Genomic DNA, 16,123 nt, shown 5'->3' with positions numbered 1-16,123 from the left:
AATTAAATCTGTGGCTTTATAGGGGCGCTGGTATTTTATGTTGAGTGAAGAGGAATTGAGTGCATTGGTAATGACTTAACATGAAAATAATATTTAATAAGGGTTTGACGCGGTGGGAGCGGTGTTTCATTACGCTATCTTAAGCCGTTCGTTATGCTGATGTCTCTGTTATACCCTAGGGGATTTTCTGGCTTTGCTAGCCTTAGTCTCGATAAAACGTCATTTAAGCAAAAAAACATTTTACTGATCGCCCGTTTTAGGGGATAAACAGCCCAAATTTATTATTCAGGAGCGGTGATGAGCCAACTCTTACTGGGAACGCAAAGCCTTGAGCTTGAGCGTTTTCCACCACAAGAAAATTCCAATACCCTACAGGCGTGGGAAGCAGCAGATGAATATCTGCTACAAAACATTGACTTAAGCCAAATTGATGGCCGCCCGGTGCTGGTATTTAATGATCAGTTTGGAACGCTGGCCTGTGCTTTACATGCTTATCGTCCATTCAGTGTCAGTGACTCTTATATGAGCCAGTTGGCGACGACGCATAACGTGCAGTTAAATCAGTTAGATGAAAATGCCGTTACCCTATTAAGCAGTATTGATGCGCTACCCGCCGCTCCTAAGCTGGTGGTGATTAAGATCCCTAAAGCTTTGGCGCTGTTGGAGCAGCAATTACGCGCATTGCGCCTGGTCGTAGCCCCAGATACGGTGATTATTGCCGGGGCGAAATCCCGCGATGTGCATAATTCAACTTTGCAATTGTTCGAAAAAATTCTTGGTCCGACCAAAACCACACTGGCGTGGAAGAAATCCCGCCTGATTCACTGCGAAGTGGCAGATATGCCACTGGCAGATGCGCCGGAAACTACCGATTGGCCGCTGGCGAATACCGAATATGTCATCCATAACCATGCTAACGTTTTCTCTCGCAATAATTTGGATATCGGTGCGCGCTTCTTTATGGAGATTCTGCCGTATGATGTGGCGGGCAAAATCGCGGATCTGGGTTGTGGTAATGGTGTCGTCGGTTTAATTGCATTGGAACAAAATCCATTGGCAGAAATGCTGTTTGTCGATGAGTCCTATATGGCCGTTGCATCCAGTGAGCTGAATATCACCTATAACCGCCCACAAGACTTACCACGCTGTGAATTCATGGTAAGCCATGGTTTGGCCGGTGTTGAGCGTGAGAGCCTGCAACTGGTGCTATGTAACCCTCCGTTCCACCAACAGCATGCGGTCAGTGACCATGTGGCCTGGCAGATGTTCTGTGATGCTAAACGTTGTCTGAAGGTGGGGGGGGAACTGATGATTGTGGGTAATCGCCATCTGGACTATTTCCACAAACTTAAACGTTTGTTCGGTAACTGCGAAACATTGGATTCAAACCAGAAATTTATGGTGCTGAAAGCAGTGAAAACGGCATCATCCCGTTCCGAGGGGGGGGGTAGCGGTAGTCTTGATATGTCGTATAGCGATTTCTAAATACCCTTCGTACTTGAAGCCGCAGGGGTGTTAGCTATGTTCACTCACCCGAATCACTTACTTATGTAAGCTCATCGGGATTTGTTCACTTGCTGCCTACCTGCGACTCCAATTACTTTGGGTATTCCCTGCTTGAAGCCGCAGGGGTGTTAGCTATGTTCACTGACCCGAATCACTTACTTATGTAAGCTCATCGGGATTAATGAGCCTCATCCTTGAGGCTCACCCTGCGGGCTAGCATAACTGCTGTTCAAATCGGTTCCCGACCAATTTGTTGTTCACTTGCTGCCTACCTGCGACTCCAATTACTTTGGGTATTCCCTGCTTGAAGCCGCAGGGGGGCATGCCACCCCCTGTTTTGCTTATTATTGCTTATATAGCCAGCGCCAGACGCGTCCCTTGATCAATTGCCCGGCGTGCATCCAGCTCAGCGGCGATATCCGCGCCACCAATCAAATGCACGGTTTTCCCCATATCCAGTAAGGGTTGATGTAATTCCCTACGCGGTTCCTGGCCCGCACAGATAATGATGGTATCGACGGGTAAACAGCTCGCCTGTTCTGCACGGGTGATATGCAAACCTTCATCATCAATGCTGTCGTAACTCACACTGTTAAGCATTTTCACCCCACGCATCGCCAGACTGGTACGGTGGATCCAACCGGTGGTTTTACCCAAGCCTTCACCCACTTTACTGGTTTTCCGTTGTAACAAGAAAATCTGCCTTGGTGACGGATGCACTTTGGCCCCCGCCGGGGATAATCCGCCACGATATGCCAAATGTTGATCGATGCCCCATTCACGACTGAATGCAGCGCTGTCCAGACTGCTGGAATCACCGGATTGGCTGAGGTATTCGGCGGTATCAAAACCAATTCCCCCCGCACCAATAATGGCCACGCGCTCACCGACCGGTTTTTTATCGCGCAATACATCCAGATAAGTAAGGACTTTCGGATGCTCAATCCCCTTGATAGCTGGCAGGCGTGGCTGGATACCACAGGCGAGGATAATTTCATCAAAATCAGCCAACTGCTGTGGCTGTACCGAGGTATTTAGCTGCTGAATAACACCATGGAGCACCAACTGACGGTGGAAATAGCGCAGCGTTTCATAAAATTCTTCCTTACCTGGGATCTGCTTGGCAATGTTGAATTGGCCACCGATATCTGTTGCCGCATCAAATAGCGTCACTTGATGACCACGACTGGCGGCGGTAACGGCGAAAGCCAGTCCGGCCGGCCCGGAACCGACGACGGCTAAGCGTTTTGGTGTTTCTGTGGGGAGTATGGGCATTTCGCTTTCACGGCACGCGCGAGGGTTGACTAAGCATGAAGTGAGTTTGCCTTCGAAAATCTGGTCCAGACAGGCCTGATTGCAGCCGATACAGGTGTTAATTTCGTCGGCCCGATGTTGTGCTGCTTTTTGGACAAACGCCGCATCAGCGAGGAACGGGCGCGCCATTGACACCATATCCGCGCAACCATCAACCAGTACCTGCTCAGCAACCGCAGGGTCATTAATGCGGTTAGTGGTGATCAGCGGAATAGCCACCGCCCCCATCAATTTGCGCGTCACCCAACTGAATCCGGCCCGTGGCACCATGGTAGCGATAGTGGGAATACGTGCTTCATGCCAACCAATGCCAGTATTAATCAGGGTGGCACCGGCCTGTTCAACCGCCTGCGCCAATTGTTCAATCTCTTGCCAACTGGAACCTTCTTCCACCAGGTCAAGCATCGAAAGGCGGTAAATCAGTATAAAATCAGTTCCAGTCGCCTCACGGACTGCCCGCACAATTTCTACGGCAAAGCGCATTCTGCGGGTAAAGTCCCCGCCCCAGTCATCATCGCGCTGATTAGTTCTGGCGGCGAGGAACTGGTTAATCAAATAGCCCTCAGATCCCATCACCTCGACACCATCGTAACCCGCTTGTTTGGCAAGCTGTGCACAGTTGGCAAAGTCGGCAATAGTTTGCCGTACTTCATCACTACTCAATGCCTGTGGGGTATAGGGGTTAATCGGCGCTTGCAATGCGGAGGGAGCCACGGGGTGTTTCTGATAGCTGTAACGGCCGGCATGTAGGATTTGCAGCGCGATCTTACCGCCCGCCTGATGTACTGCATCCGTCACGATTTGATGATGGGGGACTTGCGCCGCATCATTTAATACTGAGGCCCCCTGATACACCACGCCTTGCTTATTGGGAGCGATACCCCCGGTGACAATCAGGGCGACACCACCGGCGGCCCGTTCAGCATAGAATGCGGCCAAACGTTGAGGTCCATCGGGTAATTCCTCTAGCCCGGTATGCATCGAACCCATTAATACGCGATTTTTCAGGGTAGTAAAGCCAAGATCAAGGGGCGCGAGCAGGTGAGGGTAAGCTAACATTGCAGTCTCCATCGGGTGCACTCTGGCTATATTGCAGCAACGTAAAGCTGCGCAATATCACCAAACCGTTATTGTTATGTCTCTGCCGCTCTGGCCGAATGCAGCAAGTGGTCGGATGAGATTTTTTATTCAAATTTAGACGGTGCTGTGCAACTTGGGAAATCGCAGTGTGCTGATTGTGATAGCCGTCATGAATATGACATCAGGGAAGGGGCAGTAACATGAAGTATTAAACGAAGGAATTATACCTATAAAGTATATTCCCTTCGTTTCTCGCGATGGCTATTTATAACTCGGCTATTAATCAGCCACCAAAGACCCGCAAGCGGTGACCATCAGGATCTAAAGCCACAAAGGTATAGCCGAAATCCATCTGTAATGGTTGTTGCAAAATAGGTAAGCCGCGCTGTTGCCAGTCATTATATAACGATTGCACCTCAGCTTTATCGGCCAGAGCAAAAGCCACTTCACCACCGCCACCCGTGGCTGTCGCCGCCGGTTCAACCGTATGTTTTGACCATAAGCCCAGCATCACCCCTGAATCCAGTGCAAACATGGCAAAGGTTGGGTGAAGTTCTACCGGTGCCTTTGCCAGCAAGTCACCATAAAACGTAGCGCTGGTGGCCGGGCTATCAACATAAAGAATAATGAAATTCGGATCTGCCATGGTTTTCCCCTTATCCCTTTGGTACTTGAAATTGTAGCGCTCAAGTTGGTGCTCGACCGTCTACCTGAAATTCCAAATACTTTAGGTATCTAATCAAATGGATAGTTTTTTTGTTAACCGAATGTCGCTTAACTGGGTTCTATCCTAGCGGGGCATACTGACAGTTTCTGTCAGTAGTGATTATTGATTTGTAGCGACAATAAAAAACTACGGTTTTGGTGGTGTCGACAGCAGCGACTGATCATCGATGCCTTCCGCTTCCCGCCACTGTTTTAGCAATAGCTGTCGGCGCTGAGGATAGCGTTGATCCGTAAGAGAAATTGCGCTTATTCGATCCGCGCGAAAGTTACGGATGGTTTGGCGCAGTTCACACCAGGCAACCACCACGCGCACCTGTTCAAAAAAACCGATAGCAAAAGGCCAGATGCGGCGACATGAGTTAGCCCCTTTCAGGTCTTGATAGGTAATATCCACTTTGCGCTCGGCACGGATTGCGCGGCGCAAGACCGGTAGCGCCAGTTCACAGTCAGGCATATGGCCGACAGGGCCGATGAGCAGTGTCGAGGCATCTAATTCGTCACGTAAATCTGCAGGTAAAACCGCCGCGATTTTCGCCAAAGCATTACGGGCAGCGGCACTCAGATGGGCATCTCCACGATGGCTGACCCAGCGTGATCCTAATACCAGCGCTTCTATCTCTTCTTCGGAGAACATCAAGGGCGGCAGCATAAAACCCGGGCGCAGCACATAGCCCAGACCGGGTTCGCCTGCAATATCAGCGCCTTGCTGTTGTAGGGTGGCAATATCGCGATAAAGTGTTCGCACACTGATAGCCAGTTCCTCCGCCAGCGCAGCCCCTGTTACGGGATAGCGATGGCGGCGTAGCACTTGAATCAGGTCAAGCAGACGCTGGCTGCGGGACATAATAGCTCTCGTCGGAGTATAAAAGCTGACTATAGCACCTTCAGTCAGGCCATTTTACTGGGTGGCAGCAAAACTAGGGAACCATTGAGAATTTCCTCTGTAGCAAGCCGATAAGCCGCCTACCGTAGAGACCGATAATCAGCCCCCATACCACTGCACCACACAATACCAATATCAGGCCAGTAGGCGTGACAGAACCATCACTGATGAAAATAATACTGAGCGCGATGCCAATCCCGATACATTGATATCTTGAGAGCTTTTCGCGCAACAGCAACGCGCCAAGGATCATGGTGAAGAACGCGCCGAATTGCAGCACTAACGAAGCGATTCCTGCTGAGACACCCGCTTTAATACCCAGATTGACGATACCCCATAAACCGATACCAAACAGTAGGCCGTAACCTATTATGTATCGCCATGAAGTGTCAGGTTTTTTGATAAAAGGACTGCGGGCAGGGCGCCGAGTGTAAAGCGAATCCCGGCTAAAATAAGCGGGTCTGCGGCAATCAGGCCAAGTTTTATTACCGAAAAATTAGCCCCCAAAATTGCGGTAATGCATAGAGCAATTAAAAGATCAGTTAGTTTCACGCAGCCTACCTAGGGTGAGTGAATTAATCGGTTATTGTTATTTCACAGTGGCAGTTCACAAACTGAGTAGTGATAATCAGTAGCGAACATGAGAATATTTCCAGGACAGCGGTATCGCAATTCAGGATACCGCTGCGAATAATGTGTTATTAATTCTGTTTATATAAACCAGCGACCATAAAGCAGCTAAATGAACTAAATAGCATCTCAATCCCGACCAGAGTCGTAACCATGGTGATCGACATCAGTGGGCCAGCACTCACCAATAGATAGGTAATAATCAGATCCAAGACGCCGAGCAAGATTTGTAGCCATGCCCCCGGCATTCCCCATGTTCTAACACCGGTTATCAACCGCATCACCCCACCAAAGGCAAACAGCACCGCCAGCACCACAGCCAGACTTATCATCCCTATTGCTGGATTGGTAATAAATACATAACCCATCACAATATATGCGATGCCGAGTAAAATACCGGTCACCATTGGCCAAAGATTATGGGAACGGTTGGTTACCATACCCACGATCATTGCAATCCCACTGAGTAGCAGTAGGACACCAATAATTTTGCTGAGAACAACGCTGGAGGCCAGTGGGTTAATAAGGCAAAAGATCCCGCCCAGTAATAGCAGGATTGCGATGACCCGCATGATAATCCGTTGTTTTTTTAAGGTACTTTCATCAAGGCTCATAAGGTATTTCCGATCTATATTCAGCATGACGATGACTCCTGTATAGTCTGAACTAGGTTATCGATAACTATCATGAGTATAGGTCGAACAATAGATGTATAAATAAAATTAATGATATTCAACTAATTATACTGTGGAATATTTCCTGTACGCCAGATGTGCAAATAGCATTGCAGTGGCACTTATCATCCCCCCAAGAATACAAACACCTGACCATCCCGCATTCGCATATACGATCGTTGCACTGATAGCTCCGAGGGCGCTACCGATGGAATAGAACAACATATAGCCAGCAACCAGGCGGCTTTGGGCATCAGGGTGTAGCGCCAATATGATGGTCTGATTAGTTACATGCACCGTCTGAACGGCAAAATCTAATATCACGACACCGATAACCAGCCACCAGACCGATCGCCGACGGACTAACGTTAACATCCGTTGCCATCGTATCGAGTAGGGGCTGAGCAAAATAGACATTGGCGACCGCCATGGCGGATACCATCGCCAAGAGTGGCACCACTATTGATGTGAGGTGTGGTGCCAGAGCAGTTTGTGGTAATCGCCGAGTGCGACTCTTTGCTGATTCTTTTCTGATGGACATAAAAATACCTGATACCTTTCTGGTTTTTATTTGAAACCACGTAATTGATTTTTAACCAAGGTGGTTTTAATATGCAACCAGTTTATCCAGCAAATGATCGGAGTAAAAGAATGACTAAAACGAGTGAAGGCCAGATAGGGGCAGAAGAATGCCCGGTTGCCAGAACGCTCGAGGTCTTGGGGGATCGCTGGTCACTCATGATAATTCGTGATGCTTTTGATGGGATCAGCCGTTTTGGCGAATTTCGGAATAACCTTGGCTTGGCGAAAAATATCTTGGCGGGTCGCCTGCGTGAGTTGGTTGAACACGGCATTCTGATGATAGTCCCGGCCTCTGATGGCAGTGCTTACCATGAATATGTGTTGACGGATAAAGGCCGCCAATTATTCCCTATTGTGGTCAGCCTACGCCAATGGGGCGAAGATCACTTGTTTGCTGTTGGCGAAAAGCACTCTATTTTAGTTGATAATCAGAGTGGGCATCCGATCAGTAAGCTGACAGTATCTTCACAGCAAGGTAAGGTATTGGATGCCAGCGAATGCCATCGGAAAAAAGTGATTAAGCGGTAAGGAAGGTATCTGCGGCGGGAAATAAAATCTCAATGGATATTAATGACAGGATATGCAAAATGGATTCTCGGATACTGGAAATACTGCAATACACATTGAAACCGGGTAGTGGTGTGGAATTCCACCGAATTATGCAAGAGATCAGCATTCCCTTGCACGCCAGGGAGGGGATGGACGTCGTCGCTTATGGTCAATCGCTGCACGACCCAGACGCTTATTACCTGATGCGTGCCTTTGACAGTCAAGAGGCATTAGTGAATGCTGAGGCACGTTTTTACAGCAGTGACGGCTGGCTTGCTGGCCCGCGGGTGGCAATTGTTGAACGTATTGAAAATAGTCTCAAATCCGTAATATCGATGCCAACTGCCGCCATTGATGCTTTAAGAACCTAATCGGTCAATTCATAGCATTCTTATACTGAATACGTTATCAACTGATAACGTATTTAATCGCCTCTGGGATTTATTATTGCTCTGCCTGATAAGTGTCGCGTAAGAAAAGGGTTAGCACATCTTTTGGCGGTGTCACCTCACACTCAGACAGCAGCCACCCCACAGCGCCTCGGTGATAAGCACCATGATGCTCAACATGGGAAAACATCTCTTTTCTACTCATTGCCCCTTTTCCCCCATCGACAAATTTGAAGTTAATTATTTCATCCAATTGTTGTTCAACCAGAGAGTGAAGGTACTCGAGATAGCGATTATCACTGATAGCAAAGGCGTCATTCAGCACCTCTAGAGGCGGTGTTTCAACCGTATTCAGCGCAGTATAACGGTGGGGAACTCCCTGAATATTGGCGATAAATATTTGATCAACCACATAAATATGATTCATCAGGCGAATCATAAGATGACGTTTATCTTTATAAGCCGCGGTATCAACATTGGCGATAGCGGAGAGGATCTCTTTATCAGCCCAGGCCTTGTATTGAAAAAGCATATCAAAGTGAGTAAGCACAGACATTTTCAGATCTCAGCGGAGAGTTAGATGGCTATTTTATAGTACGAGAATTATTGTAGGTCGTTAAGTAGCGTTGAATTTTAGCCGACTAAAACATTTCATCAACGAAGGGACTGTCTATTGAATATTCGGCAAGCAAATAGCAATGACCTATATATCTTGAGATAATTAGGCAAAGCGAGAGGCTTGGGGATGAGTAAATTGTTATAACCTGAATCGATGACGTTATCGCCATCTCAAGGTGCTTTTCTATTCTTCTACTAGAATATCCAGCCAATCCGCATTGAACAATTTTCGTTCAAATTGGCTAACCACTGAGACAGAAAAAATCAGATAAAGTGTAATTATATCCGTGAGATTCCATTCAACAGTCTCTATTCAAGATTGTGCAGTTATGGCTTCATTGAGTTGAGCAAATATAGCGCAGCGACACTTTTGCGACACAGGTTACCAGATACAAAAAAGCCAACTCGAAAGTTGGCTTAATATACTGATTTTAAAGCTAAAATTTGGTGGCCCCTACTGGACTTGAACCAGTGACCAAGCGATTATGAGTCGCGTGCTCTAACCAACTGAGCTAAGGGGCCAGACTTGGGCGCTGATTATACGGTAGTTTTTATCCTGCGGTCTAGAGCTGATAAATCATATGGCTGTTTTATGCACAAAATTAAGGTTTTTTACGCACATAGCAGGTAATTACGTGCGGATGCAGGCTTGAGAATCGGTGGTTTGGGGCCAAAAAGAAAAACCCCGGCACGCCGGGGTTTTTTGTGTGTTTGCTGCTGTCGCTAACGATTAATCGTCCAGGAAGCTGCGCAACACTTCAGAGCGGCTTGGATGACGCAATTTACGCAATGCCTTGGCTTCAATCTGACGAATACGTTCACGGGTTACGTCGAACTGTTTGCCCACTTCTTCCAGGGTGTGGTCAGTGTTCATATCGATACCGAAACGCATACGCAGAACTTTCGCTTCACGAGCGGTCAGGCCAGCTAACACATCGTGGGTGGCAGAGCGCAGGCTCTCTGATGTTGCAGAGTCCAGCGGCAGTTCCAGAGTGGTATCTTCAATGAAATCGCCCAGATGTGAATCTTCATCATCACCGATCGGGGTTTCCATTGAGATTGGCTCTTTGGCAATCTTCAGCACTTTACGGATCTTGTCTTCCGGCATCAGCATGCGTTCAGCCAGTTCTTCCGGTGTTGGCTCACGGCCCATCTCTTGCAGCATCTGGCGTGAGATACGGTTGAGTTTGTTAATGGTCTCAATCATATGTACCGGGATACGGATGGTACGCGCCTGATCCGCGATAGAGCGGGTAATGGCCTGACGAATCCACCACGTGGCGTAAGTTGAGAACTTATAACCACGGCGGTATTCGAACTTATCTACTGCTTTCATCAGACCGATATTGCCTTCCTGAATCAAATCAAGGAATTGCAGACCACGGTTGGTGTATTTTTTCGCAATAGAGATAACCAAACGCAGGTTAGCCTCAACCATTTCTTTCTTGGCACGACGTGCTTTCGCTTCACCGATAGACATACGGCGGTTGATGTCTTTCACTTGCTCAATTGTCAAACCGGTTTCTTCTTCGATCTGGCGCAGTTTCTGCAAGCTACGTTGAACATCGTCCGAGACATCTTTCAGTTTTTCAGACCAGGGTTTACCCATCGCAATTGCTGCGGCAAACCAGGTATCACTGGTTTCATTGCTGGCAAACAGAGTAACGAAGTTTTTCTTCGGCATTTTGCACTGCTCAACACACAGTTTCATGATGATACGTTCTTGAGTACGAACGCGATCCATCATGGTACGCATGTTGTTGACCAGATAGTCGAACTGCTTCGGTACCAGGCGGAACTGCTTGAATACATCAGACAACTTCAGAATTTCAGCAGCAGCATTGGCGTGGCTACGACCATTTTTCTTGATTTCCATGCGTGCGTTTTCATACTGCTCACGCAAATCGCTGAATTTCTGGCGTGCCAGCTCTGGATCGATGCTGTTGTCGTCTTCTTCTTCGTCTTCGTCTTCATCTTCGTCGTCGTCATCATCCATTTCTGCGGTGGATAATTCAGAACCAACGTGAGTCGCCGTCGGCGCAATATCTTCTTCGGCGTTTGGATCAACAAAGCCGGTGATCAGGTCAGATAAACGGGCTTCACCCGCTTCAACGCGATCATATTGTTCCAACAGATAAGTAATCGCTTCAGGGTATTCAGCAACTGAACACTGAACCTGATTGATACCGTCTTCAATACGTTTGGCGATATCAATCTCACCTTCACGTGTCAAGAGCTCAACGGTACCCATTTCGCGCATGTACATACGCACCGGGTCGGTAGTACGCCCGATTTCGGATTCAACACTGGATAATACCTGTGCAGCAGCTTCAGCCGCGTCATCGTCGGTATCAGTGGTGTTCTCGGCCAGCATCAAATCATCGGCATCAGGAGCTTCTTCCAGCACCTGTATGCCCATGTCATTAATCATCTGGATGATGTCTTCGATCTGATCGGAATCGACGATATCTTCCGGCAGATGGTCATTGACCTCAGCATAGGTCAGATAGCCTTGCTCCTTACCACGGGTGACAAGTAGCTTCAGCTGTGACTGCGGGTTTTGCTCCATAAGACGGTATCCACACTTCAGAGTATTTGGGTTGGTGTCGGTCGGCGAAACCGCCAACAATAGCATTTGGGGCCTTTTTTTGTCGCCGCTGCCCGCTATGGCGGCATATTGTGGGGAGTCGCCCCCACATTTATCGGCAATTAAGCCGTTGGGTGTTTCATTTTTTTCTGGCTAATGCCAGATTCAAAGACCAAAGCTCTTTACGTTCTTCGGCGTTTAATCCATGTGTCCGGTCACGCGCTATCAGGGTTTCCTGACGTTGCTCCAAGATGGAGTCATACAGGCTCGTTAGCGTGTCGACAAAAGTCGGTTCGACCATGTCCTCAACAATCATGTGGTTCCATGTTGCGAGAGTTTCAAGCTGTTGGCTGAATTTATTATCCCGATACAGTTCCAATAACTGCCCGGTTGTCAGCCCTGGCTGAGCCAGACAAGTCTCAACCAACTCAATAAATAACGGTAAACCGGCTAACTTGGCTTGCTCGACGCCCTGTAGTGAGGGAATAAGTGTAGCTAGTTGTGGGTTTTGTACCAGTAGCCCTATAAGTATACGCATGGTTGTGCGTTTTAGCTGGGGCGGTTGGTAGGTATTCGTGTTTTCAGCCTGTTTTGGCATCAGCTTATCGAGCTGGCTATCATCGAGCAGGCCCAATTTATTACCGAGCTGCTGGCGCAGATAAAGACGTAATGTCTCACCGGGTACCTGACTGATTAAAGGTAGTGCCAGAGTGCTTAACTTGGCGCGCCCGTCGGGGCTGCTCAAATCCACCTGTGGCATCAACGTTTCAAACAAAAAGGTTGAGAGTGGCTGTGCCCCTTCCATCCGCTGTTCAAATGCGTCTTTCCCTTCTTTACGTACCAGAGTGTCTGGGTCTTCGCCATCGGGCAAAAACATAAAGCGTAGCTGACGGCCATCATTTAGATAGGGCAGCGCCGTTTCTAATGCTCGCCATGCCGCATCTCTGCCCGCCCGATCACCGTCGTAACAACAAATTACGTTATCGGTGGCACGGAATAATAATTGAATATGCTCCGCAGTGGTCGCGGTCCCCAGCGAGGCAACGGCATAGTCAATACCAAATTGCGCGAGTGCTACCACATCCATATAACCTTCCACCACGAGTAAACGCGTTGGATTGGGATGATTCACTTGCGCTTCATACAAGCCGTAAAGCTGGCGGCCCTTATGAAAAATTTCTGTTTCTGGGGAGTTTAGATACTTTGGCACTCCATCACCCAGAATTCGCCCGCCAAAAGCGATAACCCGCCCACGTTTATCGCGGATAGGGAACATGACGCGCTCACGAAAACGATCGTAAGTCCGTCCTGTATCATTAGTCACCAGCATTCCGGCATCGTTCAGCGCAGTACGGCTCTCACCATCACGGCCAAAACGTTTTAAGGCATTGTCCCAACCTGGGGGGGCAAAACCAATAGCAAAATGTTGGATGATTTCTTCACTCAAACCGCGATGCTTAAGATATTCGCGTGCCTGATTGGCATTCGAGCCTTTGAGTGACTGTTGATAGAATCCGCTAAGGCTTTCCATCAGTTGATAGAGACTTTGTCGTTGATGACGTTCGATCTGGGTGGTGCCGGTTCCTGCCTCGTAAGGCACTTCCAGCCCATGCATGGTGGCTAATTCCTCAATACTTTCGACAAATTCGAGTCTGTCGTAATTCATCAGGAAATCAACAGCGTTACCATGTGCGCCACAGCCGAAACAGTGATAAAACTGTTTTTCGCCGTTAACAGTGAATGAGGGTGTTTTCTCATGATGGAACGGACAGCACGCATGGTAATTTTTGCCTTGCTTCTTCAGCTTTACCCGTGCGTCGATAAGATCAACGATGTCGGTGCGCGCTAGCAAGTCATTGATAAATACGCGTGGAATTCGTCCAGCCATAAGCCCCTATTCGGTCAGTCCATAAACGAGAACAAGCCGCGCATTCCTTTCGGAAAGCACGGCCTTCGTATGCAACTACTTGATCTGCGCGTTCTTAGAACATAAAAAACTACGCGGTGGGGTTACCCCCGAAGAATTAATACAGACGAGTGCGGCGTGCGTTTTCGCGAGCCAATTTCTTCGCGTGACGTTTTACAGCAGAAGCTTTAGCGCGTTTACGTTCGGTAGTCGGTTTTTCATAGAACTCACGACGACGAACTTCAGCTAAAACACCCGCTTTTTCACAAGAGCGTTTGAAACGACGAAGAGCTACGTCGAATGGCTCGTTTTCACGTACTTTAATTACCGGCATGTGCCTCTCACCTCAATAGAAATCGGTTTGCTGCTGGCCAATCGCCAGCCTTCTCAAAATGGTGCGGAATTTTACTTCAATGGATGCTGCTTTGTAAAGCACCACAGCAAATTGAAACAGGCACGCCCCTGTGATGTCGCCCTCGTTCTTTACAAGAAAGTTGGTGCCGAGAGTGCGACGGCCGCTGATTATATACTAAACAAGGCTGTTGATCGAATTAATCAACACTCTTTTCAAATATGACCACTATCAACAACATTTAGGTGCTCAAAGCGTGAAAATGCCGTCTTTACCGTCAGAGATCATGACTGGCGGCGCTGTTATGCTAAACTATCGGCCGCACGTGAATGATGGGAAATGTAATGCGAGTTTTGGGTATAGAAACGTCCTGCGATGAAACCGGTATTGCAGTGTATGACGATGAAGCCGGTCTGTTAGCTAACCAACTGTACAGTCAGGTTAAATTGCATGCTGATTATGGCGGTGTAGTGCCTGAGCTGGCTTCCCGTGATCATGTGCGCAAGACTGTGCCGCTGATTCAGGCAGCATTGAAAGAAGCCAATCTGAGCGCTAAAGACATCGATGGTGTGGCGTATACCGCAGGCCCAGGTTTGGTTGGCGCATTGCTGGTCGGGGCGACAGTCGGCCGCGCATTGGCATTTGCGTGGGGGGTTCCGGCGGTGCCGGTCCACCATATGGAAGGCCACCTACTGGCACCGATGTTGGAAGAGAACGCACCAGAGTTCCCGTTTGTCGCTCTGCTGGTCTCTGGCGGTCACACTCAGTTAATTAGCGTGACCGGTATTGGTGAGTATCTGCTATTAGGGGAATCTGTCGATGATGCGGCAGGTGAAGCCTTTGATAAAACTGCAAAATTATTAGGTCTGGACTATCCTGGGGGGCCGATGCTGTCGCGTATGGCACAACAGGGTACGGCGGGGCGTTTTACTTTCCCGCGGCCAATGACCGATCGCCCTGGACTGGATTTCAGTTTTTCTGGTTTGAAAACGTTCGCCGCAAATACTATCCGTGCTAACGGTACCGATGATCAAACCCGTGCTGATATTGCCCGTGCATTTGAAGATGCAGTGGTTGATACGCTGGCGATTAAATCCAAACGAGCGCTGGATAAGACCGGCTTCAAACGTTTGGTCATTGCCGGTGGTGTCAGTGCAAACCGCACTTTACGTTCAAAGCTGGCGGAGATGATGCAAAAACGGGGCGGTGAAGTATTCTATGCTCGGCCAGAGTTTTGTACCGATAATGGCGCGATGATCGCCTATGCTGGGTTGATCAGGCTGAAAAGTGGTGTGAGCAGTGAGTTGAGTGTTTCGGTTAGGCCGCGCTGGCCGTTAGCCGAGTTGCCGAAAGTCTGAGCGGGGCTGCGGCGGTGTTGCCGCGTCATCTCGTGATGCTCACATACTGATGTATGCTCCGCTCTCTCAATTCCTTGCGCCTTGCCTCGCTCCCGCTCAGCCATTCTAAGATTGGTGCCGAAAGTCTGAGCGGGGCTGCGGCGGTGTTGCCGCAGTCATTCAAAATGCTTATGGATGAGAGTCCACGCCGTTTTTGCATTCCTTTGCGCTTTGCCTGGCTCCCGTTCAGTCATTCTTGTTTTGAGGAGAATCAATCTTCTTTCTCTTCCAACTCTGCGGCTTCTTCGGCCGGGGTTTTCTGCTTTTTCTTTCTGAGTTTATCCCAGATTTTACTTTCTTTGCCGCGCCATAAACGTTGAATGTTATCGTGGTGGCGCATCAAAATCAGGCAAGAGAGCATGGCGACCGGGAAGGTGAATTGCGGTTTAAACCACCAGACGTAGAAGGGCGCAATTAGCGCACTGATAATTGCGCCTAAAGATGAATACCCACTCAATAACACCGTCAACAACCAAGTACCGGTCATCAGACCGGTTAGATCCCAGCCGATAGGGGCGATGGCGCCAAAAGCAGTAGCAACGCCCTTGCCACCTTTAAAATGGAAAAAGACCGGATAGATGTGACCAAGACAAGCAGCGATAGCGGTCAAGCCAAGATACAGCGGGGAAACGTGCAGCAGGTAAGCAATCCAAACGGGTAACATGCCTTTCAGCACATCGAAAATCAGCACTGTTGCTGCGGCTGCTCGGCCACCGATGCGCAGCACGTTGGTTGCACCGGGATTACCGGAGCCATGTTCACGCGGATCTGGCAGCTTAGCAACCCGACACACCAGGATTGCACTGGAAATAGAGCCACACAAATACGCGAAGATAATCATGCCAAGCGCGATAGCACTCATAACACCGCCCTGTTGAATAATGATCGTTTTAATCGCAACATCAGTGGATAATACGCATATTCGGCTGG

14 protein-coding genes, 1 tRNA gene and 1 pseudogene are annotated in these 16,123 nt (G+C 48.7%); 4 read left to right on the top strand and 12 right to left on the bottom strand.

The features are described from left to right. Window positions 1-297: 297 nt before the first annotated feature. Window positions 298-1,485: a 23S rRNA (guanine(1835)-N(2))-methyltransferase RlmG gene (rlmG, locus tag V2A85_RS01080; RefSeq protein ID WP_372560464.1), complete on the top strand. Its 1,188-nt coding sequence runs from the start codon at window positions 298-300 to the stop codon at window positions 1,483-1,485. A gap of 372 nt (window positions 1,486-1,857) precedes the next feature. Here rlmG and V2A85_RS01075 read toward each other — a convergent pair whose 3' ends face one another. The 6 genes and pseudogenes from V2A85_RS01075 to V2A85_RS01050 form a co-directional block, all read right to left on the bottom strand. Then, window positions 1,858-3,879, bottom strand: coding sequence for an FAD-dependent oxidoreductase (locus tag V2A85_RS01075; RefSeq protein WP_420070752.1), 2,022 nt, complete (start codon window positions 3,877-3,879; stop codon window positions 1,858-1,860). A gap of 304 nt (window positions 3,880-4,183) precedes the next feature. Then, window positions 4,184-4,546, bottom strand: a complete 363-nt coding sequence (locus tag V2A85_RS01070) for a VOC family protein (protein WP_372560466.1) — start codon at window positions 4,544-4,546, stop codon at window positions 4,184-4,186. Between the two features lie 207 nt (window positions 4,547-4,753). After that, window positions 4,754-5,470, bottom strand: a complete 717-nt coding sequence (locus tag V2A85_RS01065; RefSeq protein ID WP_420070751.1) for a helix-turn-helix transcriptional regulator — start codon at window positions 5,468-5,470, stop codon at window positions 4,754-4,756. Window positions 5,471-5,606: 136 nt separating this feature from the next. Continuing rightward, window positions 5,607-6,061 (bottom strand): annotated as a pseudogene (locus tag V2A85_RS01060) (EamA family transporter); the annotation flags it as partial. Between the two features lie 149 nt (window positions 6,062-6,210). Beyond that, window positions 6,211-6,780 carry an HdeD family acid-resistance protein gene (locus V2A85_RS01055; RefSeq protein ID WP_372560469.1) on the bottom strand — a complete coding sequence of 190 codons (570 nt, stop codon included), beginning with the start codon at window positions 6,778-6,780 and terminating at the stop codon, window positions 6,211-6,213. 99 nt (window positions 6,781-6,879) lie between these two features. Next, window positions 6,880-7,230 carry an MFS transporter gene (locus V2A85_RS01050; RefSeq protein WP_420070750.1) on the bottom strand — a complete coding sequence of 117 codons (351 nt, stop codon included), beginning with the start codon at window positions 7,228-7,230 and terminating at the stop codon, window positions 6,880-6,882. Window positions 7,231-7,464: 234 nt separating this feature from the next. Here V2A85_RS01050 and V2A85_RS01045 point away from each other — a divergent pair, with 234 nt between their 5' ends. Continuing rightward, a complete protein-coding gene (locus V2A85_RS01045) occupies window positions 7,465-7,923 on the top strand; it encodes a winged helix-turn-helix transcriptional regulator (protein ID WP_420070749.1) in 459 nt (152 codons plus the stop codon). 59 nt (window positions 7,924-7,982) lie between these two features. Continuing rightward, window positions 7,983-8,315 carry an NIPSNAP family protein gene (locus tag V2A85_RS01040; protein ID WP_083162354.1) on the top strand — a complete coding sequence of 111 codons (333 nt, stop codon included), beginning with the start codon at window positions 7,983-7,985 and terminating at the stop codon, window positions 8,313-8,315. 73 nt (window positions 8,316-8,388) lie between these two features. Here V2A85_RS01040 and V2A85_RS01035 read toward each other — a convergent pair whose 3' ends face one another. From V2A85_RS01035 to rpsU, 5 genes are all read right to left on the bottom strand, one after another. Further along, the gene (locus tag V2A85_RS01035; protein ID WP_372560472.1) at window positions 8,389-8,889 is read right to left on the bottom strand and encodes a DinB family protein; all 501 of its coding nucleotides are present in this window, start codon (window positions 8,887-8,889) and stop codon (window positions 8,389-8,391) included. A 507-nt stretch (window positions 8,890-9,396) separates the two neighbouring features. Next, window positions 9,397-9,473 (bottom strand) — tRNA-Ile (locus V2A85_RS01030). Between the two features lie 208 nt (window positions 9,474-9,681). Then, window positions 9,682-11,520, bottom strand: coding sequence for an RNA polymerase sigma factor RpoD (gene rpoD, locus V2A85_RS01025; RefSeq protein ID WP_372560473.1), 1,839 nt, complete (start codon window positions 11,518-11,520; stop codon window positions 9,682-9,684). A gap of 157 nt (window positions 11,521-11,677) precedes the next feature. After that, complete coding sequence (dnaG, locus tag V2A85_RS01020; RefSeq protein WP_420070748.1) at window positions 11,678-13,426, bottom strand: DNA primase; 1,749 nt, start codon at window positions 13,424-13,426, stop codon at window positions 11,678-11,680. Window positions 13,427-13,562: 136 nt separating this feature from the next. Next, window positions 13,563-13,778: a 30S ribosomal protein S21 gene (gene rpsU / locus V2A85_RS01015; RefSeq protein WP_001144069.1), complete on the bottom strand. Its 216-nt coding sequence runs from the start codon at window positions 13,776-13,778 to the stop codon at window positions 13,563-13,565. A 362-nt stretch (window positions 13,779-14,140) separates the two neighbouring features. Here rpsU and tsaD point away from each other — a divergent pair, with 362 nt between their 5' ends. Beyond that, window positions 14,141-15,154 carry a tRNA (adenosine(37)-N6)-threonylcarbamoyltransferase complex transferase subunit TsaD gene (gene tsaD / locus V2A85_RS01010; RefSeq protein WP_372560475.1) on the top strand — a complete coding sequence of 338 codons (1,014 nt, stop codon included), beginning with the start codon at window positions 14,141-14,143 and terminating at the stop codon, window positions 15,152-15,154. A 250-nt stretch (window positions 15,155-15,404) separates the two neighbouring features. On the opposite strand, the gene plsY is transcribed toward tsaD, so the two are convergent. Then, entirely contained in the window at window positions 15,405-16,055 is a 651-nt protein-coding gene (gene plsY, locus V2A85_RS01005; RefSeq protein WP_032911234.1) for a glycerol-3-phosphate 1-O-acyltransferase PlsY, read from the bottom strand. Window positions 16,056-16,123: the final 68 nt, after the last annotated feature.

Origin of the sequence: Yersinia sp. 1252 StPb PI (genome assembly GCF_048593885.1) — a bacterium.
Taxonomy (GTDB): Bacteria; Pseudomonadota; Gammaproteobacteria; order Enterobacterales; family Enterobacteriaceae; genus Yersinia; species Yersinia enterocolitica_E.
Note: the sequence above shows the minus strand (reverse complement) of the source record. Positions and strands in the feature narration are given on the sequence as shown.